We start from the raw sequence: 20,529 nt of genomic DNA, 5'->3' as shown, positions 1-20,529 counted from the left end.
ATCATGCGAAAGCGCGCGATTCTGACGTTTTGAGACGGCGTGCGACCGAGGGCGTGGCCCACAGGAGCCAGCGCGAGCCGGACGACCTGCGCGCCGCAATCTCCGCCACCTTACGGGTTCTCCAGGCCAGACCGAGCATCGCGGCGTGGCTGCGCAGGTGCAGGTGCAGGCCAAGGTAGCAGTGCGCCACGACGCGGCCCGACTCATGGGCACGCCACGCAACTCGCGATCGCTTCGCAAGAAGCCGCAAGGCCCGACTCGCGCAAGAATGCGACGTGGGCAAGATCGTATAGCCAGCAGCGCAAGCGTTTGCCGCTGCTGGCCGGCTCCGGAAGGGATAGACAAGCTGCGGGCCGTAGTCCATTGGAAAGTCCATCTTTCTTGAGTGTCACTCTTTGGCGCCCAGCGTGTGCTTTTGCGACCGGAAAGCGCTGAACAAGTGGCCCCCGGGCATCCAGAAATCGCCGTAGTTGACTTGGGCGTCTTCGTGCTCACGCTTGTGATGCCAGCGATGGGCTTCAGCCACCCCGATCAACAATCCCAACGGCCCGACCCGGTATCCCAGATTGGAGTGCTGGAAGGCCAGATGCACGACCAAGAAGCCGAGCCATGCGCCGACGGCCAACCACAGCTTGGAACGCCGCTACTGGCTCAACGGGGAGTGGAAAGGCCGCCCGCCCTCTAGCAAGGCGGCACAAGCGAGCGCGACGATCACTGTGAGTAGCTCCGTCGGAAAAGACGGCCGGCCGGTCGCGAGCTCGCCGAAGAGCACAACCGCAGTGGCGCCACGGATCAGTGGATAGCAGCCATACCGGATGACAGTCGCAATGAAGGGGGCGCATTGGTGCTCATCTGTTCTGTCCTAAAGCTCTGACTGGATTGGAAAACCTTCTAGCTACGGTAGAGTCAAGGGCGTCCGGGAAGACCCTGTGGCAAGTTCGTTGCATCTGCGCCTTGACTCTCCAGCCGCTACAGGCTTCAGCATCCATCGATTTGGAAGGAACAATGCATGGCTGAAAACCACAGAAATCACGAAAACGACGAGTTGGGCCGCCTAGATGCGAGCGATGCGAAGGACCGAAAGATTCTTCTGACTGTGTTGCTGATCAACCTGACGCAGTCCGCCGCCGGCATTGCCCTTGGCATCTGGGCTGGCTCTACGGCGCTGATGGGCGCCGGGTTGGACAACCTCGCCGATGCGTCGGTCTATGCGGTTAGCCTGTATGCCGTCGGTCGTGCGGCAACGGTCAAGGTGGGCGCGGCCCGCTTGTCGGGTTTCTTGCTAATCGGCCTGGCCGCGCTGCTGCTGTTGGAAGTCCTACGCCGCTTCGCTGGAGGGGAAGAGCCTGTCGGCCCAGCCATGATGGCCATGGCCGCGCTGAACGCGGCTTTGAACCTAGTGTGCCTCAGACTACTGCGCCGCCATCGCGGGGAAGATGTGAACTTCAAGGCGTCAGCGATCTTTACCAGCAACGACTCCATCGTCAATGGTGCGATTGTGCTGTCCGGGGTGCTGGTGATGGGGTTCGGGTCGAACATCCCGGATCTGGTGCTGGGCGTCATCGTGGCCGCAATCGCAGCGAATGGGGGGCGGGAAATCCTGCGCGAAGCATCGGAAACAGCTCGCCGTAAGGCGGGCACATAAGGCATGTTTTCGCCCAGTTCATCCCGAGGTTTACCTCTGCAAAAGAGGTAGTCCAGCCTTTGGGCTACGGCCTCGGCTGCAGCCGAGCGTACCATTGGCGATGGCCGCGCGATAGGCGGGCATGCCGTTCTCGACCTCCGTCTGCCGTACAGCAGCGGTGCGCAAGGTTGAGGGTGCATGTCGTCTCTCCTGTTCGTGTGGCCCAGGCCAATGGCCGGGCCGGGACGTTGATGGGCAGGAGAATGGCGCCGAAGGCCCAACGGCCTTCGGCTCGGGAGAAAAGAGGAACCACCCGTGGGCTGATTGGCAGGCCCGGTCGTCGCTAGAACCGTCTGCTCATCAAGCAATCACACCCGGCCCATGTCGTGGCTGGGGCCGGCATCGTCTGGCGCACATCCGCGCACAAAGGGAGCCCGTTTTTGCACCGGCGGGCACCGGCACCGATTACCGCTGACCACGAAGGGTCTCCCGGTGGCTCGTGCAGCCTGGCAAGCCACCGGGAGACCCTTCGCAGAGGGCGGAAGAAACGCAGATCAACAGAACGCGCGTGGTGCGGCTCGCAGAGAAGCTACCTTCAGGTCCCGCGGCCGGGGACGGCTGGGCGGGACGCGCACACGGATCAAGAAGGCGTTGCGCGCTGGGCGTCCCGCAGGGCATGCGGCGGAGTGCGGGACAGGGGCCACGCCGCCGAAGGCGGGCACGGCTCACGGGGAACGGGGGCGGTCAGGAGCCTTTGCGGCCGCTACGGCGCGGGCGCGAGGCGCCGCGCTTGGAGCTGCCGGATTCGACTGGCAGCGTGCCTTTGCAGTCCGGGTAGCGGCTGCACGACCAGAACGGGCCGCTCTTGCCGCTGCGCTGGCGCGTGGGTGCGCCGCACTGCGGGCATGCCGGCCCTTGGGGAACCTTGATGGACAGGGAGGCGCTGCCGTACTGCGCAATCAACTGCGAAATCCACGCGGCCTGCTTGCCGATGAACACGTCCAGGGTGAGCTGTCCGGCCTCGATCATGTCGAGCGCCTGTTCCCAGACGGCGGTGGTGCCAGGGTCGGCAATCGCCGCAGGCACGGCATCGATCAAAGTGAAAGCCGCATCCGAGGCGCGGATGGCGCGCCCCTTCTTCACGAGGTAGCCGCGAGCGATCAGGCCGCCGATGATGTTGGCCCGCGTCGCTTCGGTGCCGATGCCAACCGTATCCTTGAGCTTCTGCTTCAGGCGGGGATCGGACACCAGCTTGGCGACGCCTTTCATGGACTTGACCAACTCGCCTTGCGTGTACGGTTTGGGCGGCAGCGTCTTGAGTGCCTTGAGATCGACGTCGGCCACCTGGCATGCCAGGCCCTCATACAGTTTCGGCAGCGCGGGCAGCACCTGGGCGCGGACCGCAGTATCGCCCTCGCCATCACCGTCTTCGGCCTGCGGCTCGGCGAGCACCTGGCGCCAACCCGGGATGACAACCTGCTTGCCCGTGGCCGCCAGGTTCTGCCCCCCGCACGAAAACTTGGCCACAGTGCGGTCGAACTCGTGGTGAGGGAGGAACTGCGCCAGGTAATGCGACCGGATGAGCCTGTACACGGCCAGTTCCTTCTCGCTCATGGCGGAGAGCTTCGCCGGTTCGAGCGTCGGGATGATGCCGTGGTGCGCCGTGACCTTGCCATCGTTCCAGGCGCGCGAGCGCTGCGAGCGGTCGAGCTGGCCCATGATCGAGCGCAGCGAGGGATCGGTCTTGAGCAGGCTGTCGAGAACGGTGGGCACTTCGGCAAACATGCTCTCGGGCAGGTAGCCGGAGTCCGAGCGGGGGTACGTCGTGGCCTTGTGCGTCTCGTACAGGGCTTGGGCAATCTCCAAGGTTTCCTGCACGTCCAGCCCAAGCTGCTTGGAACACACTTCCTGCAAGGTGCCCAGGTCGAACGGCAGCGGCGGGCCTTCGCGGACACGCTCAGTCTCCACCGACACGACGTGGGCACTGCCCGCAGCGCGGATCTGCTGCATGGTCTGCTGTGCGACCGGCTGCCGCAGGCAGCGGCCTGCGTCGTCGGTGCACGCATCGGGTGGAACCCATTGCGCGGCGAAAGTCGAACCGCCTGCGAACAGGGACACGGCGATGGCCCAGTATGGTACGGACACGAAGCGCGCGATCTCGCGGTCGCGGTCCACAACGAGCTTGAGCGTCGGGGTCTGTACGCGGCCGACCGACAGCACGCCGTCGTAACCCGCCTGTCGCCCCAGCACCGTGAACAGCCGGCTCAGGTTCATGCCCACGAGCCAATCCGCACGGGAGCGCGCCAGCGCCGAGTGGTACATCGAAAGCGTCTCGGCCGAAGGCCGCAGCTTGCCCAGTGCCGCCCGAATGGACGCATCGTTGAGCGCCGACAGCCACAGGCGTTCGATGGGGCCGCGGTAGCCGCAAAGCTCCACGATCTCGCGGGCGATCAATTCGCCCTCGCGGTCGGCATCGGTGGCGATAACCAGGTGAGTCGCCTTCGCCAAGAGCGCCTTGACGACCTTGAATTGCGTGGCGGTCTTCGGTTTGACCTCGACCCGCCAGTGCTGGGGAATGATGGGCAACTGCTCAACGGACCATCGTTTGAGCTGCTCGTCGTAGGCCTCGGGCGGCGCCGCCTCCACGAGATGGCCGATGCACCAGGTGACCGTGACGCCGGAACCGTTGAGGCAGCCTTCACCGCGCTGCGTGGCGCCGAGAATCCGGCCAATGTCTTTGCCCTGGGAGGGCTTCTCGCACAAGAACAGCCGCATATCCGTCCATCCCGATTCCTGTTGTTCATGGAGTTGCTGGGATCGAGGATGCCGAGCGCAGCCCCTGGCAGCAGCAAACAAGCCGCATGCGGCAGCGACCGCTTTCACGCCGATGAAATGGCGAGTGCGGGGAAGGTGCGTGGCCGGAAGTGTGCGGGCCGAGAGCCGCGATTTCCGGGAGCGCGCGTGGAACTCGGTGGACGTTGGTGGAGCTATCCCCTGGGGATAATTCGCAGCGCATGGAGGGCGGCGAAGCACTGCGGCAGCCGCCCTCCATGCCCGATCACTTCCTGCGCTTGGTCTCTTTCGGCGCCGTCGATTCCTGGGTGGCCTGGGGCTTCGGCTCTGCCTCCTGTGGCTTCGGGCTGAGGGCCACAGACTCGATGCGGTACGGCAGGATGCCGACACTGCGCGCGTTGACCTGCCAAGTCTCACGCGGCTGATCTTCGTTGTCCGTCCAGGGGTCGCGCTCCATGCGGCCGACGACCAGCACCCGCATGCCCTTCTGGTAGAGCTGCTGCCAGCGGTCGGCGTCGTGGTGCCAGAGTTCCACCGGCGCCCAGAAGCCGCCGCGGTCCTCGAACTCGCCGCCCTTGGTGGGGACGGGGTTGTCGAAGTACACGTTCAGCCGGAGCAACCGGCGAGGATCGTCGTTGCCATTGGGGAATTCGCGGTACTCGGGAGGCGATCCGATGTTGCCCTCGCCGATGAATTGTGTGCTCATGTTGGAATCTCCGTGGTGGTTGAAATACCCGTGCCTCGTTGGGCTCGGGCGCGTGCTCGGATGGCAGGCGCAATCACCGATCGCGCACTGCGGCAGGAACGGACGCGAGCCGGCGCAGGTAGGTGTTGTCCGCCTGCGCGGCCTTGCTGGCGCATTCCTGTGCTTGCCTGCCCAGGGTGTGCAGCAGGCTGATCTGCATGTTCAGCATGACGCGCTGCAGTTCGATCTCGTGCAGGTCGTGCAGCAGGTTGACCGGCGTGCTGGGGCTCGCCATCAGCTCCTGCCACAACGCCACGCCCATGGCCGATCGATCGTGCTTGCGCCAGCGAAGAAAGGTCGTGCCTGCGCCAGTGGTCTGCTGGGCCAGCTCGACGGGAAGCAGGTGGAAGGGATGCCCGCACGCCTGTGGCAGCACCTGTCGCTGCGCCAGGGCAATCAACTCGTCGCGCATGGCGAAGCACTGGCTGGCCCAGGCCTCGAAGTCCCCTTTACCTTTAAAAGGCTTTAAAAGGCCTTTTAGAGAGGCCGCGTGTTCCAGCCGCATGAAGGCTGGCTGTTCCAGACCACGGAAGTAGCGAGGTTCGCGGTTCGGGTCGCTCATGCCTGTTCGTCCTCGCCGGTGCTGGCCTCGGCCGGATCGGCGGCAGTGCCTTCGTCGCTGGGAGGTGCGGCTGCGGCAGCGCTATCACTGCGCTGTTGCAGGCCGCGGCGCACGACGGGCGGCGCAAACTTCGAGCGGCGAGCGCCTTCGAGCACGTCCTGCGGCAAGTCGCCGAACTTCTCCAGCGCCGCCCGCGCTGCGGCGTTCTTGGCCGCGAAGTCGTCGCGGGTGCATCCCGAGTAGCGGTACTGCTGGGCCAGGCTGAACAGGCTGCGCAGCGTGTGAGCGCCTTCGTTGAGCCACCGCTCCAATGTCGAGCGATCGATCAGCGCGGTGTGATGGGCGAGGATCAGCTTGCGGGCGATGTCGTCATAGTCGGCCAGGAGATAGACCGCGGCAAAGCCGAGCTGCGCGTTCACGAACAAGGGGAGCTTCACCGGTTGCACGTTGAGGTTCTCGCCCAGGCTCAACGCCGCTGGCACGCCGGCCAATGCCTGGTCCACCTGCTCGCGCAGCGATTGCAACGTGGTCTTGGCCTGGTCGAGCTTTTCCTCGATGCGCAACATCCACCAGTCGCTGTACGGGTCATCCTGTTCCGAGCCGCGCTTCATCTTGTTCATCACGGCGATGTAGCCGTTCAGGCCGACGATGCCGGGTCGCCCCTCGGCGGCGGCGCGGCCATGCCAGATGCGCGATGCGTGGTGGGTGTGAAGCGTCAGCGACATCGCGCTGCGCAAAGAGCCGAGATTGAGTTGCAGAGGTTCGTTGGTTGCCATGGTGTCCGCTCGCTTGGGAAAAGGAGCGGTCAGGATCGGCATGCAGCGGAAGGCAGTCAGTCAACAAACCGAAATGAACTGGTCCCCGGTTGTCGTGGTGGTGGCGGCCCGCAATGCGAGCTATCCCCAGGGGATAGCTCCATCAAACGCCACAGAGCGCTGCTCGCGCAGATGGTGGGTGCGCTCAGGAACCGGACGCCACTGCAGCACCGTGGACAGAAGCACCCAGCCTGTGTCTTTCGGTGTTACGCCTTGCATCACATCTATCCCCAGGGGATAGCTCTACTGACGGCCACGGGCGTCTGCTTCACGCCCTTGTCGCTCGTCGCGCTCAGCTACTGCGCAGAAGGTCGCGCAGCCGGTCGATGTGCTGCCGGGCTACCTCGGGCGGAACTACATTGCGCGGTGGCTCAGGCGGTGCATCTCGTGCAGGGGCAGGTGGCGGTGCTGACCCAGCTTGCCTGGCCCATGCGTTGAACTCGCCACGGATGGCACGTTGGATGATGCCGAACAGGTAGCCTGCCGGGTTGCGGATGGTGCTGCCACGACAGCGATCCGCCCATTCGTCCAGCACGGCCTGGCGTAGCGGGGCATCGACCTGCTGCAATGCCACCATGGCGCCGGCCTGCTGTTCATCTTTCAAGCCGAGAAAGCGATCAGGCAGACGAACTCCCGGCATCGCGCGCGCCTGCCCACGCTCACGCGCGGTAGTACGTACTTCATTAATACGACTACTACGTACAGTACGGTCCTGTTTCGGATTCCGAAGAGCGCCGTCTGCTGCGTGTTTTGGCCCTGCTTCGGAATCCGAAGAGGGCCGATCAGAATTCCGAAGAAGGCTCGGCGCCCCTTCTTCGGAATCGTGAACCGTGTCCTCCTGTGGATAACTCTCCTGCGACCCAATGCCTTGGCTTGCGAGGCGTTCGGCAAGGACCTGCAGCCGCGAGGGCAGCATGCGGCCAGACAGCAGCGGGTCTTCGGCGATCTCATTGAGCGTGTGCAAGCCCACGACCTGAACGGCCCTGGCCGAATGGCCCAGGGCTTGGCTGACGAGCTGCAGGTAGTCCGGGTCGAGCTGCATCGCCTCGAACGGGGTCAGGGGCTCATCGTGCAGGACGTAGAGGTTGCCGAGGATGCGCCCGGTCTTGGGGTCGCGCCTGCGGCGCACGAGACTCAACCAGCGCGTCAGGCGCAACAGCGTCAGCGCCCGTGCCACGGTCTCGTGGGAGGCCTGTCCGGCGCAGGGCATTGACGCGAGCCACGGGCGAAGTTGCTCATACGTCGGAAACGCCGTGACGCCATCCTCGTTGAGCATCATCCGGAAGACTTGCCAGGCATTGCGTTCCAGCGGCGTCAGGCGTCGGTCGAGGAACAGCCGTCGCGGCACGCTCTCGTGCCGATTTCCACTGAACAGGAAACCGTCGCCGGTTGCAGACACAGGAGACGTCGCGGATGCGAAGGCGGGAGCCGGTGCTAGTGGGCGAGGTTTCGGTGCAAGGTCTTTCAGCGCGCTGTCGAACAGATCAGCGAGGGCGACCGGACCTTGGCGTGGTGCTCGTGGTGCAGCGTCGTCCACGGCCATGATTCAACCCAGTCCCTGATCGATCCAGTTCTTGATCGCAGCCCAGACCACCGACAGCGGCAGCTCCATGCCTTCGGCGAGGTCCATTGCCGCATCAAGAACCGAGGTCTCATCCTCCAGCTCGACGTTCCTGCTGCTGGTCACGACCTTCCAGCGCCGCCACAGCTCGGTGTCCTGCTCCTCGTCCAGAACCGGATGGCGCCCCTTGCGTTTGGGCAGGCCGAGAACTTCGCGCCGAAGTGCGACTTCCTGATGTGTCAGCCCGTAGAAGCGGCTCACCATTTCGGTACTGGCACCCAGGCGCAGCATGCGATCGACGGTGGCGATCTCCTTCTCCACGTCCTGCGCCTGTTTGAGCAATCGCCGGAGCACTTCCCGGTTCACCGAGACAGAGCACCAGGAGACGTTGGCATTGGCCAGCACGCTGATCAGCGCCGGATGCTTGAGCGCATCCAGCTCTTCCTCGCCGAACCCCATCGCCTTGCAGCGACGCAGTTGCCCGTTTCGTAGGTCGTAGAGTGCCTGCGCGATGACGGCCTGGTTGAGTGGGTTCGGTGCGGACATGCAGGCCTCCCTCGCTCAGATCCCAGAACCGACAGCGCCGGCTTCCAGATCCAGCAGGCGCCGGGCCAGCCGCAGCAGACGAAACAGCTTGACCAGCGCGGTGTCGCTCAATCGCCGGGCCCCGCCGTCACGACGTTGACCCTGGCCGTGCAACAGCGCTGGCAGGTCTGTGATGAGTTGCCCGCTGTCCAAGCCGACGCCGGCTGGCTGCTGACCGGCCAGGGAAACCAGTAGTGCGAGCACGGCGCGTGCGAGCGGCGACGAAGCCTGGGCTGGGGCACGACACGTGAACCCGATGCCATCAGAACGATCCTCGACACACGCGTCCAGGTCGGCCTCGCCCGCGATCTCGCGCGCGAACTGCGCGATGTGGATGCGCAGGCGGTCGGGTGTGTCGAGGCCAGGGTCGATATACCAGATGTCCGAGATGGGATAGAGGCCACCGGCCTGCACGGGAATCGACTGCAAGACGTTGGCCGAGAAGTCGGGCGGCAGCGCATCGCCCAACTGGTCGGCGACCATGCGCTGGATGGACTGGAGCCGCTCCGTCGTGGGTGCCGGAGAGATGATGTGCTCGTCAAGCAGACCGCCATTCGCTGCCGCAGGGCTGGCTGCGGATGCCTCGCTCGGGGCCCCATCGTCCCGGGGCCTTGTCGGCGCGTCGGCAGAGTGGCCCGCAGAAGGTGCAGTTGTAGTGGGGGGCGGTGCCGGTTCGATCGGCGGCCGTGCGATGGCCCCAGGCTCGGGCAATGCCGGCGGCGCCGATGGCGGGGTTGGGTCGCTGACCAGGGCGCGGTGGCGGCTCTCGGATTCGGTCAGGTCCAAGGCGAGCACGTCGTAGTCGATGCCCAGCAGCTCGGACATCTGACCGATCAACTCGTCCTGCACACGCGGCGGCGAGAACTCGTCGGGCTGGACATCAAATTGCGACAGCGCCTCCAGAAAGAAGCTGTCGAAGTCCAGCGGCAGGGAGCGGCCTTTGGCATAGTGCTCCCACGTGCGTTCGCTGGCTTTGCGCATGACCGACAGCCGCTCGACCTGGTGGCGGCCGAGGCCCCCGTATAGGACGGTCGGGATCGCGGGCAGCAGGTAGCGCACCGCGTCAGCCATGCGGCTGATGTGCGACTGCTGGACTGGGAAGCCGTCGGCGGCCAGGCGGCGGGCCAGCTCGGACTGGCTCAGGGTGGTGCCGCTTTCAGCCTCATAGAACTCGCGGGCTTTCTCGACGCCCAGGGCGCGCTCGATGAACGTGAGGCCGCCGCGTAGTTCGTTCTCGGCGAGGTGCCCGGTCAGGGCGACGATCTCTCCGCGCGCAGGCCACGGCCGGAACAGGCACGATATGCGGAAGAAGCGTTCGTCCTTGGTCTCCGCCCAGAGTTCACGCAGGATCGCCAGCCTGGTGTTGCCGCCGTTGCGGATGATGTAGTGCGCCTCGCCAGGACGGCGTGTGATCGCTGGCGCCGCGTCCAGGCCGCGCTCTCGGATGGAGGCCTTGATTTCATCGTAGGCCGAGTTGCGCTTTTTGCGGGGGTCGTGGTCGTAGGGCCGCAACTGGTCCAGCGTCACGACCATCGGCGTGTCGGCGATCGGGTCGCTCAAGGCCGTGGCCGATGGCCCACTGCGCTCGAACCCGGCGGCAAGCAGCTTGCCGGCCATGTCCTGGGAGGTCATCTCAGCCATGACCACATCCCTCGGCGTTGACGGCCCGGGCCATGCGGGCCTCGCGCTCGGCGCGGCGGATCTGTGCACGGGCGTTGAGATCCGCCCGGTAGTCGCTCGCTGTTGAGCTGGTGTAGATGGCGGCGCAGCCGGCCTTGGTGAACTTGAGGTGTCCGCCCCGTGTGCGCTTGACGTGCCAGCCTTCGCTCACCGCAAACTCAATCAGGGCGCGCAGCCGTTTGTGGCCGCGGGCCAGTTCATGTGCGTTCGCCATGTGACCTCCCGGTTTCAATGGAACGAGGAGGACGGCCGGACACGAGGGCAAATCTGTCTTGCCACTGTGGGAACAGTTCGCCGGCGAGCGCGCGCATGGTGTCGAGCGCGGCGGGCGCAACTCTGCCCGGCGGCTGGCGATGCTCGACGCGATGCACCGGCAGGCCGCGGGTTGCGGCGCGCGGATAGGCCTCGATGGCCGGCACGTCGGTGCCCAGCACGCATATGCCGGCATGGTCCTGGAACAGGTCGCGCAGCGCCTGCTGGATCATCCGTGCATTCGCGGACACGGGGTGGACGCGATTGATGAGCAGGTGCAGGGATGGCGGTTCGATGCCGAGGTGCCGGTATGGCGCGATGTCCTCCAGCAACTGCATGGTGCCGCGTCGCAGTTCGCGGGCAGCGAGAATTTCCGGGGTCACGGGCGACAGCGCCAGGTCAGAGGCGAGCACCGCCATCTCCAACAGCACCGAGCGTGCACCCTGGGTGTCGATCAGCACCAGGTCATAAAGCGGCGCCAGCGCCGGCAGCAGGTGCCGCAGTCTCAGGCGTCCGTCTGGCGCGTGCAGTAGCAACGTGTTCAGTTCACCCCGGTGATCGTTCGAGAGCACCAGGTCCAGGCCCGCGATGATGGTGCGGGACACCAACTGATCGAGGGCGCGTTCGTTGAACGCCAGCAACTCATAGATACCGCCGGCAGCGCGGTGTGCCAGCTCGTAATAGGACGACAAGGTCGGCTGCACGTCGAGATCGAGCAGCAGCACACGCAGCCCCGCGTCCGCGGCGAGGCCGCCGAGGTTGGCGGCCGTAGTCGTCTTGCCTACGCCGCCTTTCGTTGAAATTATGGATACGACCTGCATGGCGCTCTCCGTTTGGCGATGGGAAAATCGAGGGGGAGCGGGTCAGGTCCGGTTGTTGAGGCGTTCGGCGATCCACTGGTCGATCTCGACCGAATCCCAGCCCACGGCGCGCACGCCCAGGCGCAACGCCTGCGGAAACTGGCGCTTCTTCATCAGGTTGTAGATGTGGGCGCGTTTGAAGCCGGACTTCGCTTCAACTTCATCGAGCCGCAGGATGCGGCGCTCGTGCGGTGGCAGTACAGGTATTTGCGACATGGCGGTCACTCCTGAACGCTCAGTAGCGTTTGTTGGCGTGACCTCTATTCAATAGACATGGCTGCGGAAAAACATTGCAAATGCAATCTCCGCGACTGCACATACAAGATGGAAGAATTCACGCGGCTGCGCTACGGACATTCTTCCTGGCATTGGCGAACTTGCCGTTCAAGGTTCGCTCCGTGATGCCCATGGTGCCGCCATAGTGGGCGAGCAATGCGGTGACGATGGCCTCCTGCGTCTTGAAGCTGGAGTACGGCACGCCGGATGGGGATTGGCTCAGCATCAGCGTCAGCATGCCGCCGATGATGTTCAGGTATGTAGTTTCCGCCCGATCACTGATCACGCACTGCTTGGGAGCCAGCAGTACGGCGGACTGCTTTAGCAAGACTTCGTGTTGCTGTTGCAGTTCGCGCATCTCGCGTCGGCTATGGTCCAGCGCGGCCTGCAGAGCCAGCCGTTCCAGCAGGATTGCCTGTCCTGTCTCGATGGTGATGAAGGGATGCACCATGCGCTCGCCGCGACTGAACAGAAATCCCGGCCGATGCTCGGGATAGTGGGTGCGCATCCACCGCTTCAGATCGACATGGCGGACGGTCAGATCGAGTGAACTCACCAGATCTGGGTCATTAAGTGTGATCCCGTTCTTGCCGAAGGGTAGTTCGGCGTTGAGGATACCGTCGTAGATGCGTTCCGAGTACAGCCGACACTCGTTCCATCGCGGGCAGTCCAACATCTGCGGCAGACAACGCGGTGATGCGATCGATGCGACGATCACCGCTTCGTACCGCAACAACCCAGCCCACCGTATGGCAGCTTCGATGGGACGATAGAACACCTTTGATAGTGGTGGCTCCTTGTGCATGTTTTCGTCTCCTTTCGGAAGCGCTACATCACCGGCTCCTTCTTGCCCCACCAAGGGGCTGTTTTTTCGTTATGCCTGTGGCTGATGCCTGGGGCGATGCCCTGGAACATGGACGGAAGAGATCATGGCACCCGTCACAGGTGGTTCTCTCTTGCTCGATATGCAAGAATTGACCAGTTGCCGGTCCGTCGAGTAATAAGGAAGAAGCACGCTCGACAATTGCGCTCACGGTGCCAGCGTCATGGGGTGCGTCAAGCACATCAAGACCGATTCGATATGGTCTGATATCCCCACGGTTTCACAAGGCGCAGGGGATTGCATCCGCTGCTCCACGTCCAGAGGGACCTGGAGAAATCCGCGCATGTCATGCTTGTTTCGGCATCCTGATATATCGACATAGCATCTTGCGGCGAAGCATTTTGCTTGGTTCAATCCAACGCACTTTGCGTTCACGCGCCTGCGGTGTGGGCCAAACATGGTCACATCGCATCAGGATGCAGTGCAGTTCTATCGCCCGCTAGGCATCCTGCCTTCCCTTGAACTAGTCCGTGGTGCGAGAAGGCATCCGCCGCTCTTGATAGAAGCATCTTGCTGCCGCGATGACTTTGATGGGCGTGATGCGCGGAACATAGTCCAAGAACTCGACGGCGGTATGCCGCGAAGCCATGAATGACTTGCCCGCTGATTCTTATCCATTAATTCAATAATTGTTGTACTATCGAATCATGAACGAAGATCAAGCCGTTTCCGCCCTGAGCGCCTTGGCGCACACCCAGCGCCTGCGTGTGTTCCGCGCCCTGGTCGTCGCCGGCCCGGAAGGACTCACGCCCAGCGTGCTGGCCGACCAGCTCGACGTGGCCCGCAACACCTTGTCCTTCCATCTGAAGGAACTGGCCCACGCCGGCCTCGTCAGCATCGAGCAGCAAGGCCGCAACCTGATCTATCGCGCCGAATACGACCACATGAACGGCCTGATCGGCTACCTGACCGAGCATTGCTGCCAAGGCGGAGTGTGCGAGGTTTCCGAATCCACCCGCTGCGACTGCTGACGCCATGACCGACACGATCTACAACGCATTGTTCATTTGCACGGGTAATTCCGCCCGCTCCATCCTTGCCGAAGGCATGCTCAACGAGCTGGGCAAGGGCCGCTTCCACGCTTATTCGGCGGGCAGTCACCCCAAGGGCGAGGTTCATCCGCTGGCACTTGCCACGCTGGAGCGGCTGCACCTGCCGACGACCGGCTACCGCAGCAAGAGCTGGGACGAGTTCGTGGCACCGGGTGCGCCGGTGTTCGACTTCATCTTTACAGTTTGCGACAACGCTGCTGGGGAGGCTTGCCCGCTGTGGCCGGGCAAGCCGGTGTCGGCGCATTGGGGCGTCCCTGATCCGGCAGCCGTCGAGGGCACTGAGGAGCAACAGCGCAAAGCGTTCCTCGACGCCGCGATCACGCTGCGCCGACGCATTGAACTGTTCCTGTCGCTGCCGCTCCAGCGCCTGGACGCCATGTCGTTGCAGCGCGAGCTGCGCGACATCGGCCGCCAGTAAGGGCGGCGCGATGACTACAGAAACCGAAGCGGCCGGTCACGCGCCGGCCGCATCTGCCATGAGCAGCTTCGAGCGCTATCTGACCCTGTGGGTGCTGCTGTGCATCGTTGCCGGCATCGCGCTGGGCCAGTTCGCGCCGGGCGCGTTCCAGGCCATTGGCCAGCTGGAAGTCGCCCAGGTCAACCTGCCGGTGGGCTTGCTGATCTGGGTGATGATCGTGCCGATGCTGCTGAAGGTGGACTTCGGCGCACTCGGCCAGGTCAGGCGACACTGGCGCGGCATCGGCGTCACGCTGTTTGTGAACTGGGCGGTCAAGCCGTTTTCGATGGCGCTGCTGGCGTGGATCTTCATCCGCCATGTCTTCGCACAGTGGCTGCCGGCCGGGCAGCTGGACAGCTACATCGCCGGGCTGATCCTGCTGGCCGCCGCGCCCTGCACGGCGATGGTGTTCGTGTGGAGCCGGCTGACCGGCGGCGATCCGGTGTTCACGCTGTCGCAGGTGGCGCTGAACGACACCATCATGGTGTTCGCCTTCGCGCCCGTCGTCGGCCTCCTGCTGGGCCTGTCGTCGATCATCGTGCCATGGGCCACGCTACTGGTGTCGGTCGCGCTCTACATCGTCATTCCTGTCATCCTCGCGCAGCTCTGGCGCCGGGCGCTGCTGCGCCGGGGTCAGGTTGCGTTCGACCGGGCGCTGGAACGTATTGGCCCGCTGTCGATCGCCGCGCTGCTACTGACGCTGGTGCTACTGTTCGCCTTTCAGGGAGAGGCCATTATCCGGCAACCGCTGGTGATCGCCATGCTGGCGGTGCCGATCCTGATCCAGGTGTTCTTCAATTCCGGGCTGGCGTACTGGCTCAACCGCAAGGTAGGCGAGAAGCACAGCATCGCCGGCCCCTCGGCACTGATCGGCGCGAGCAACTTCTTCGAGCTGGCCGTGGCCGCCGCCATCAGTCTGTTCGGCTTCCACTCGGGCGCGGCGCTGGCCACCGTGGTTGGCGTGCTGATCGAGGTGCCGGTGATGCTGCTGGTGGTGCGCGTGGTCAACCGCTCGCGCGGCTGGTACGAGCGCCAAGCGTAATCATGGACAACACCATCCCGCGCTCTCGCGGCTGGCTGATTCCCTCGCTCGGACTGACGCAGATCGTCGCGTGGGGGTCGATGTTCTACGCCTACGGCGTCCTGATGCAGCCCATGCAGGACGAACTCGGCCTGTCCAAGCCCGCCATCGTCGGGGCTTATTCGGTGGCCTTGCTGATCTCGGGACTGCTTTCGACCGCGGCCGGCAGCATCATCGACCGCATCGGTGGACGTCTGCTGATGGGAAGCGGCGCCTTGCTGGCCGCCGTCATGCTCGCGTGCCTCTCGCGGGTACACAACGCGACGGAGCTTTACCTCGTGTGGGCCGGTATCGGCGTGGCCATGAGCGCGACCTTGTACCAGCCGGCCTTCGCGGTCATCACGCAGGTCCATGGCAGCAACTATCGCCGGGCGATCACGCACCTGACGTTGTTCGGCGGTTTCGCCAGCACGGTATTCTGGCCGCTGACGCAAACGCTGTTGCAACACGTCGGCTGGCGCGAGGTCTGGTTGATCTATGCGGCCGCGAACCTGCTGATCTGCCTGCCCATCCATGCCAGCCTGCCAAAGGGACGCGGCCCGGCACACGGCACACCCCCAGCGCGGACGGAAACCCGATCCCGCAATCTCACCGCGGTCATGCGCGAACCGGTGTTCTATCTCGTCACGGCGGCTGTGACGCTGAATGCACTGGTGTTCGCGGCGATGTCGCTGCACATGATCCCAGTCTTGCAGGCACATGGCATCTCTGCCGCAAATGCGGCCTGGGTCGGTGCGCTGATCGGGCCAATGCAGGTACTCGGCCGTGTGGTGCAAGCCACGGTCGGCAAGCGGGCCAGCACGCGCCAGGTCGGCATGGCGGCCATCAGTCTGCTGCCGCTGTCATTGCTCCTGCTCTTTGCTTCCGAGCAGTGGCTGCCGGTGTATGTCGTGTTTGCCGCGCTCTACGGCATCGGCAATGGCGTCATGACGATCGTACGAGGCGCCTTGCCCGCCGAGCTGTACGGTCGGGCCGCTTATGGCGCCATCAGCGGCGCGATGGCGACACCCGTGCAGATCGCAGTGGCCGCCGGCCCCTTCGTGGCCTCGCTGCTGTATTCCGCCGGCAACGGCTATCCCGGCACGCTGCTGGCCCTGACCGGCATCAGCGCGGCGGGCGCGATCCTGTTCGGCTATGTGATCAGGCATCTGCGCCAGCAATCCATGCTTCTCTCGAACGAAGGCACCTCGACATGAGCCACATCACGATCTACCACAATCCCGATTGCGGCACGTCACGCAACGTCCTCAGCCTGATTCGCAACAGCGGCGAGGAACCGGCTGTCATCGAATATCTGAAGACACCGCCCGACCGCGACATGCTGAAGGCGCTGATCGCCGCGATGGGCATCCCGGTACGCGCGGTGCTGCGCGAGAAAGGCACGCCGTATGCGGAACTCGGCCTGGGAGATCAGAAGTGGAGCGACGAGCAATTGATCGACTTCATGCTCCAACATCCGATCCTCATCAACCGACCTATCGTGGTCACGCCGCTGGGCACGCGCCTGTGCCGCCCGTCGGAAACAGTGCTCGACATCCTGCCGCAACCGCAGCGCGGCGCGTTCAACAAGGAAGACGGCGAGCCGGTAGTGGATGTGGAGGGCCGTCGTGTCTGAATCCCGTCTCGACCTGCCGAACATCGACGCCGCATTGCTCCAGCCGCCGGACATGGAACGGCTACTGGCACCCGAACGTTCCACCCATGCGCCACGCTTCCTGCTGCTCTACGGCTCGCTGCGCGAACGCTCGTTTAGCCGACTGGCCGCCGAAGAGGCAGCCCGCGTGCTGCGGGCGTTGGGCGGCGAGACGCGGCTGTTCAACCCGTCGGGCCTGCCGCTGGTGGATGACGCGACCGAGGATCATCCCAAGGTCAGGGAACTGCGCGAACTCGCGCAGTGGGCCGAGGGTATGGTGTGGAGTTCGCCGGAGCGCCATGGCGCGATGTCCGGCCTGATGAAAACGCAGATCGACTGGATTCCGCTGTCAGTCGGCGCGGTGCGTCCGACTCAGGGCAAGACGCTGGCAGTGATGCAGGTGTCGGGCGGCTCGCAATCTTTCAATGCTGTCAATCAGATGCGCGTGCTGGGCCGCTGGATGCGGATGCTGACCGTCCCCAACCAGTCCTCGGTCGCCAAGGCGTATCAAGAATTCGATGAAGCGGGACGCATGAAACCGTCGGCCTACTACGACCGCATTGTGGACGTGATGGAGGAACTGATGAAGTTCACGCTGCTCACGCGCGATGCGTCGCCGTATCTGGTGGACAGGTATAGCGAGCGCAAGGAAAGCGCCGAGGCGTTGACCAAGCGCATGCAGCAGGCGGTAATCTGATAACCCCTGATTCCATTCGCCTATCGCCGCACGACGGCCTTGGCCACTGGAGGCCCCATTGCATCGCGACAGCATCGTAGGGCGGTGCGACTGCGAAAAGAGCAGTCCTTGGACTTCAATGGAAGTCGTTGGATGAACTTTGTTGCCGAGGGCGAAAAACAAGGCTATAATTGAGTTCTTCACTGATCACCACAGTGAAGAAAGTGATTGGGAAACAGAGACTTAGCGCTCTAGTGCATGACTCGTTTCCCGCTCCAGATTCTACAGTGCTCCGGTAGGGGCCTTGTTTTTCTCCCGCCACGGCAAGGCGGGGCACGTTGGGCCACAAGGCTTTACGCGCAGTCAGAAAAGTGAAATCGCTGGTGTGTTTTCCGGATTTCCGGTAGCATGTCGGCTTACGCGGGAATAGCTCAGTTGGTAGAGCGCAACCTTGCCAAGGTTGAGGTCGCGAGTTCGAGTCTCGTTTCCCGCTCCATGTTCCGACAGGCCCCATCTTGGGGTTTTGTCTTGTCAGGGCTCCGTTCCTGGCGCGCAGTACGTTGGCCTCATGGCAGAGTGGCTATGCACCGGATTGCAAATCCGTTTACAGCGGTTCGATTCCGCTTGAGGCCTCCAAATAAACCCCTGATTCGTCAGGGGTTTTTCTTTGTCTGGCGCTTGTCAGCGACCTGCTGTAGCCCCTGATCACGGCCCGAAATCATCGATCTGCCACCTGTTCTCGCGTGGCATACTCGCGTTAACATGTTCGTTGTGCGATTACGCGAGTTCGCCTTCAGCCAACGTGGGAGAGAGTGGCGCTTGGGAACTTGCTGGGTTGTGTTGTTGGTTGGTTCATATTCGTGTCCACCTCATCGCCATTGGGAACAACTTGCAGGAGGGGCGATGGAGCGTGGCTGCGGCAATGGAGCCGATGGATAGTTGACGTCTTATAGAACAAGGAAGAGTTGCCGTGGCGCTGAGTTCAAACTGTCTGATTCACTTCACTGATTCTATGAAGAACCTGCTCGGTATCATCGAGCATGGCTTCAAGTTGAAGTACTGCAAAGAGACGTTCTCCCTGCTTGGAAGGGAAGAGTCCTTGCACGTCCCTATGGTTTCGTTTTGTGACATACCGTTCTCGCAGATAAAAAACCATATCAATAGCTACGGCTGCTATGGCGTTGGTCTTAGTAAGGAGTGGGCGATTAGGAATGGTTTGAATCCTGTGCTGTATGTTCAGGATAACTCCATGTTGGCGAAGAGTTACTACGCCCTAATGACCTTCCTTCATGCCAAGGAAGAAGCGGGTGAGATCGATAAAGCTCCTCGTAGAATGGGTGTAGATATCGTTAGATACATCAAGAACTACGAAGGGATGCTGGCGAGGAAGAATCGGAAGCCCGTCCGATATCGATTCTCGGATGAAAGAGAATGGCGGTACGTTCCTGAGTATTCGGATAAATACGAATCCGTTTATATCCCTGAAGACTTTGTTGTGAAGACGGCAGTGAGGGCAAATGCAGATCTGCGCGGATTGAGCCTCACTTTTGAGCCGGACGATATTAGTTACATCGTCATCGCGCGCGATAGTGAAATAAGAACGGTTGCAGCTCATCTGAATGAAACGAAGTCAGATAGGTACACGGTCGCGCAGGCCCAGCGTCTTATGACAAGGATAATCACTAACGAGCAGATTCAAGGCGACTTCTAAGTTGACTGGCGGTGTCTTTATCAACCCATGTGTTGTTCGCGTGAGGCAACCCAAGAGTACGAGGAAATGGCTACTAAACGACGCCGTGGAGATTCCTGGCAATACACCATTCGGCGAGCAAAGCTTCTGGATCAGCCTGTTTACCTTAGCTTCCGATCGGAAGGCGAAGGCGACGAGTACGTGCGCCGCCTAGAGGCGCTGCTCGACCGTGGCATCGTGCCGGAGGAGTTAGTCAACACCAAGGCGGCGGCGAAGGATCTGCGCAGCCAAGTAAGCGAATATCGAAGCGCGCAGCACATCTCGGTCGATGATGAGCAGCTGCTGCCCGTCCTGCTCTCGCGATTGCCAATCGGCGTCACCTTGCCGCAGCTGACTTTTACGTGGGCGACCGAGTGGGTCACCACCATGAAGCGTGAGCAGAACCTCGCGCCATCAACCATCCGGCACTACGTGGGTGCCCTGTCGCGCGCCCTGGACTGGCTGGCTGCCCACGGCGCGCTGCCAATGAATCCTCTGCGACTCCTGCCTCGGGGTTACTCCACATACACGGCTGATGACAAGATCGCTGTGAAGCGCATAGATGGGGAGGCGAAAACCGACCAGGAGCGCGATCGCCGCCTGGAGCTGGGTGAAGAAGAACGCATCCGCGAGATCCTAGCCGGCGCAAAGCCGCCGGGGCGGCAGCGGCCGCTCGATCTGCCGCAGCGGGAGGCGCTGATACTGATGTTCGATATGGCACTGGAAACTGCGATGCGGATGCGCGAGATCTACACGCTCGAGCGCTCCCAGATCGATGTGACGCGACGCACGATATTCCTGGAGAAGACCAAGAACGGGAGCAAGCGCCAAGTGCCTATGACCTCGACGCTACTCGCCAGGATGGCCGCGTACGAGGGTGACTTCGGCGGACGGCTATTCCCGTTCTGGGAGGGCGAGCGTAGTCCACTGGCCCTACGCCGTGTATCCAGCAAGCTGTCTCGCCAGTTTGAGCGCATCTTCGTCGCGGCCGGGTGTAAGGATCTAGGCTTCCATGATCTGCGCCACGAAGCGACGAGTCGACTATATGAAAGGACCTCGCTGACGGACATCCAAATTGCGAAAATCACTGGGCATCGTGATCCGCGACAGTTGAAGCGGTACGCTAATCTCCGCGCCTCCGATCTGGCAGATCAGCTCTGGTAACGCGCCGACAAGAGGATCGCGAACATCAGGTCGCTCAGACAATCGTCTAAGCGTTTAACTCAGTGCCGGGCGGAGCCACCGCCTAGAATGCGCAGAAATTT

21 protein-coding genes and 2 tRNA genes are annotated in these 20,529 nt (G+C 63.0%); 11 read left to right on the top strand and 12 right to left on the bottom strand.

Features of this window, described 5'->3' with window-relative positions; translation table 11 throughout:
* Positions 1 to 388: 388 nt before the first annotated feature.
* Positions 389 to 592 (bottom strand): hypothetical protein, encoded by a 204-nt coding sequence (locus N5D20_RS05350; RefSeq protein ID WP_023657334.1) that lies wholly within the window; start codon positions 590 to 592, stop codon positions 389 to 391.
* A 417-nt stretch (positions 593 to 1,009) separates the two neighbouring features.
* Here N5D20_RS05350 and N5D20_RS05345 point away from each other — a divergent pair, with 417 nt between their 5' ends.
* On the top strand, positions 1,010 to 1,645 hold the full coding sequence (locus N5D20_RS05345; RefSeq protein WP_003098972.1) for a cation transporter: 636 nt from the start codon (positions 1,010 to 1,012) through the stop codon (positions 1,643 to 1,645).
* A gap of 723 nt (positions 1,646 to 2,368) precedes the next feature.
* Here N5D20_RS05345 and N5D20_RS05340 read toward each other — a convergent pair.
* The 11 genes from N5D20_RS05340 to N5D20_RS05290 all read right to left on the bottom strand — a co-directional run bounded on the left by N5D20_RS05340 (position 2,369) and on the right by N5D20_RS05290 (position 12,558).
* Positions 2,369 to 4,399 carry a DNA topoisomerase III gene (locus N5D20_RS05340; protein WP_003116834.1) on the bottom strand — a complete coding sequence of 677 codons (2,031 nt, stop codon included), beginning with the start codon at positions 4,397 to 4,399 and terminating at the stop codon, positions 2,369 to 2,371.
* A 283-nt stretch (positions 4,400 to 4,682) separates the two neighbouring features.
* Positions 4,683 to 5,123: a single-stranded DNA-binding protein gene (locus N5D20_RS05335; RefSeq protein ID WP_003098976.1), complete on the bottom strand. Its 441-nt coding sequence runs from the start codon at positions 5,121 to 5,123 to the stop codon at positions 4,683 to 4,685.
* A gap of 73 nt (positions 5,124 to 5,196) precedes the next feature.
* Positions 5,197 to 5,724: a DUF3158 family protein gene (locus N5D20_RS05330; protein ID WP_049323458.1), complete on the bottom strand. Its 528-nt coding sequence runs from the start codon at positions 5,722 to 5,724 to the stop codon at positions 5,197 to 5,199.
* Positions 5,721 to 6,500 (bottom strand): PFL_4669 family integrating conjugative element protein, encoded by a 780-nt coding sequence (locus tag N5D20_RS05325; RefSeq protein ID WP_011871436.1) that lies wholly within the window; start codon positions 6,498 to 6,500, stop codon positions 5,721 to 5,723. Before N5D20_RS05325 ends, N5D20_RS05330 begins: the two co-directional genes overlap by 4 nt.
* Positions 6,501 to 6,831: 331 nt before the next feature.
* The gene (locus tag N5D20_RS05320) at positions 6,832 to 8,082 is read right to left on the bottom strand and encodes an STY4528 family pathogenicity island replication protein (protein WP_011871435.1); all 1,251 of its coding nucleotides are present in this window, start codon (positions 8,080 to 8,082) and stop codon (positions 6,832 to 6,834) included.
* 3 nt (positions 8,083 to 8,085) lie between these two features.
* The gene (locus N5D20_RS05315; protein WP_009876573.1) at positions 8,086 to 8,646 is read right to left on the bottom strand and encodes a DUF2857 domain-containing protein; all 561 of its coding nucleotides are present in this window, start codon (positions 8,644 to 8,646) and stop codon (positions 8,086 to 8,088) included.
* 15 nt (positions 8,647 to 8,661) lie between these two features.
* The gene (locus N5D20_RS05310; RefSeq protein ID WP_009876572.1) at positions 8,662 to 10,326 is read right to left on the bottom strand and encodes a ParB family protein; all 1,665 of its coding nucleotides are present in this window, start codon (positions 10,324 to 10,326) and stop codon (positions 8,662 to 8,664) included.
* A complete protein-coding gene (locus tag N5D20_RS05305) occupies positions 10,319 to 10,579 on the bottom strand; it encodes a hypothetical protein (protein ID WP_009876571.1) in 261 nt (86 codons plus the stop codon). The genes N5D20_RS05310 and N5D20_RS05305 overlap by 8 nt, the downstream gene beginning before the upstream one ends.
* Positions 10,563 to 11,438 carry a ParA family protein gene (locus N5D20_RS05300; RefSeq protein ID WP_011871433.1) on the bottom strand — a complete coding sequence of 292 codons (876 nt, stop codon included), beginning with the start codon at positions 11,436 to 11,438 and terminating at the stop codon, positions 10,563 to 10,565. The genes N5D20_RS05305 and N5D20_RS05300 overlap by 17 nt, the downstream gene beginning before the upstream one ends.
* Positions 11,439 to 11,480: 42 nt before the next feature.
* Positions 11,481 to 11,693, bottom strand: coding sequence for an AlpA family transcriptional regulator (locus tag N5D20_RS05295; protein WP_009876569.1), 213 nt, complete (start codon positions 11,691 to 11,693; stop codon positions 11,481 to 11,483).
* Between the two features lie 118 nt (positions 11,694 to 11,811).
* Positions 11,812 to 12,558, bottom strand: a complete 747-nt coding sequence (locus tag N5D20_RS05290) for a hypothetical protein (protein WP_011871432.1) — start codon at positions 12,556 to 12,558, stop codon at positions 11,812 to 11,814.
* A gap of 725 nt (positions 12,559 to 13,283) precedes the next feature.
* Here N5D20_RS05290 and N5D20_RS05285 point away from each other — a divergent pair.
* From N5D20_RS05285 to N5D20_RS05240, 10 genes are all read left to right on the top strand, one after another.
* Positions 13,284 to 13,607, top strand: a complete 324-nt coding sequence (locus N5D20_RS05285; RefSeq protein ID WP_009876567.1) for a helix-turn-helix domain-containing protein — start codon at positions 13,284 to 13,286, stop codon at positions 13,605 to 13,607.
* A 4-nt stretch (positions 13,608 to 13,611) separates the two neighbouring features.
* A complete protein-coding gene (locus N5D20_RS05280; RefSeq protein WP_009876566.1) occupies positions 13,612 to 14,106 on the top strand; it encodes an arsenate reductase ArsC in 495 nt (164 codons plus the stop codon).
* Positions 14,107 to 14,116: 10 nt separating this feature from the next.
* The gene (gene arsB, locus N5D20_RS05275; RefSeq protein ID WP_011871431.1) at positions 14,117 to 15,187 is read left to right on the top strand and encodes an ACR3 family arsenite efflux transporter; all 1,071 of its coding nucleotides are present in this window, start codon (positions 14,117 to 14,119) and stop codon (positions 15,185 to 15,187) included.
* Between the two features lie 2 nt (positions 15,188 to 15,189).
* Entirely contained in the window at positions 15,190 to 16,422 is a 1,233-nt protein-coding gene (locus N5D20_RS05270; protein WP_009876564.1) for an MFS transporter, read from the top strand.
* A complete protein-coding gene (gene arsC, locus N5D20_RS05265) occupies positions 16,419 to 16,841 on the top strand; it encodes an arsenate reductase (glutaredoxin) (RefSeq protein WP_009876563.1) in 423 nt (140 codons plus the stop codon). Before N5D20_RS05270 ends, arsC begins: the two co-directional genes overlap by 4 nt.
* Complete coding sequence (arsH, locus tag N5D20_RS05260; RefSeq protein ID WP_011871430.1) at positions 16,834 to 17,556, top strand: arsenical resistance protein ArsH; 723 nt, start codon at positions 16,834 to 16,836, stop codon at positions 17,554 to 17,556. Before arsC ends, arsH begins: the two co-directional genes overlap by 8 nt.
* Before the next feature lie 399 nt (positions 17,557 to 17,955).
* Positions 17,956 to 18,031, top strand: a tRNA-Gly gene (locus tag N5D20_RS05255).
* Between the two features lie 66 nt (positions 18,032 to 18,097).
* Positions 18,098 to 18,171 (top strand) — tRNA-Cys (locus tag N5D20_RS05250).
* Between the two features lie 376 nt (positions 18,172 to 18,547).
* Positions 18,548 to 19,246, top strand: coding sequence for an abortive infection system antitoxin AbiGi family protein (locus tag N5D20_RS05245; protein ID WP_279914228.1), 699 nt, complete (start codon positions 18,548 to 18,550; stop codon positions 19,244 to 19,246).
* A 66-nt stretch (positions 19,247 to 19,312) separates the two neighbouring features.
* Positions 19,313 to 20,428, top strand: a complete 1,116-nt coding sequence (locus N5D20_RS05240; RefSeq protein WP_279914227.1) for a site-specific integrase — start codon at positions 19,313 to 19,315, stop codon at positions 20,426 to 20,428.
* Positions 20,429 to 20,529 lie beyond the last annotated feature (101 nt).

This window comes from Stenotrophomonas sp. GD03877, assembly GCF_029840555.1.
GTDB lineage: Bacteria > Pseudomonadota > Gammaproteobacteria > Xanthomonadales > Xanthomonadaceae > Stenotrophomonas > Stenotrophomonas geniculata.
Note: the sequence above shows the minus strand (reverse complement) of the source record. Positions and strands in the feature narration are given on the sequence as shown.

What these genes read in the sequence shown, in the direction of transcription:
- N5D20_RS05345 (WP_003098972.1), top strand. Translation starts at nt 1,010, where the DNA reads ATGGCTGAAAACCACAGAAATCACGAAAACGACGAGTTGGGCCGCCTA.
- N5D20_RS05340 (WP_003116834.1), bottom strand. Translation starts at nt 4,399, where the DNA reads ATGCGGCTGTTCTTGTGCGAGAAGCCCTCCCAGGGCAAAGACATTGGC.
- N5D20_RS05335 (WP_003098976.1), bottom strand. Translation starts at nt 5,123, where the DNA reads ATGAGCACACAATTCATCGGCGAGGGCAACATCGGATCGCCTCCCGAG.
- N5D20_RS05330 (WP_049323458.1), bottom strand. Translation starts at nt 5,724, where the DNA reads ATGAGCGACCCGAACCGCGAACCTCGCTACTTCCGTGGTCTGGAACAG.
- N5D20_RS05325 (WP_011871436.1), bottom strand. Translation starts at nt 6,500, where the DNA reads ATGGCAACCAACGAACCTCTGCAACTCAATCTCGGCTCTTTGCGCAGC.
- N5D20_RS05320 (WP_011871435.1), bottom strand. Translation starts at nt 8,082, where the DNA reads ATGGCCGTGGACGACGCTGCACCACGAGCACCACGCCAAGGTCCGGTC.
- N5D20_RS05315 (WP_009876573.1), bottom strand. Translation starts at nt 8,646, where the DNA reads ATGTCCGCACCGAACCCACTCAACCAGGCCGTCATCGCGCAGGCACTC.
- N5D20_RS05310 (WP_009876572.1), bottom strand. Translation starts at nt 10,326, where the DNA reads ATGGCTGAGATGACCTCCCAGGACATGGCCGGCAAGCTGCTTGCCGCC.
- N5D20_RS05305 (WP_009876571.1), bottom strand. Translation starts at nt 10,579, where the DNA reads ATGGCGAACGCACATGAACTGGCCCGCGGCCACAAACGGCTGCGCGCC.
- N5D20_RS05300 (WP_011871433.1), bottom strand. Translation starts at nt 11,438, where the DNA reads ATGCAGGTCGTATCCATAATTTCAACGAAAGGCGGCGTAGGCAAGACG.
- N5D20_RS05295 (WP_009876569.1), bottom strand. Translation starts at nt 11,693, where the DNA reads ATGTCGCAAATACCTGTACTGCCACCGCACGAGCGCCGCATCCTGCGG.
- N5D20_RS05290 (WP_011871432.1), bottom strand. Translation starts at nt 12,558, where the DNA reads ATGCACAAGGAGCCACCACTATCAAAGGTGTTCTATCGTCCCATCGAA.
- N5D20_RS05285 (WP_009876567.1), top strand. Translation starts at nt 13,284, where the DNA reads ATGAACGAAGATCAAGCCGTTTCCGCCCTGAGCGCCTTGGCGCACACC.
- N5D20_RS05280 (WP_009876566.1), top strand. Translation starts at nt 13,612, where the DNA reads ATGACCGACACGATCTACAACGCATTGTTCATTTGCACGGGTAATTCC.
- arsB (WP_011871431.1), top strand. Translation starts at nt 14,117, where the DNA reads ATGACTACAGAAACCGAAGCGGCCGGTCACGCGCCGGCCGCATCTGCC.
- N5D20_RS05270 (WP_009876564.1), top strand. Translation starts at nt 15,190, where the DNA reads ATGGACAACACCATCCCGCGCTCTCGCGGCTGGCTGATTCCCTCGCTC.
- arsC (WP_009876563.1), top strand. Translation starts at nt 16,419, where the DNA reads ATGAGCCACATCACGATCTACCACAATCCCGATTGCGGCACGTCACGC.
- N5D20_RS05245 (WP_279914228.1), top strand. Translation starts at nt 18,548, where the DNA reads ATGAAGAACCTGCTCGGTATCATCGAGCATGGCTTCAAGTTGAAGTAC.
- N5D20_RS05240 (WP_279914227.1), top strand. Translation starts at nt 19,313, where the DNA reads ATGGCTACTAAACGACGCCGTGGAGATTCCTGGCAATACACCATTCGG.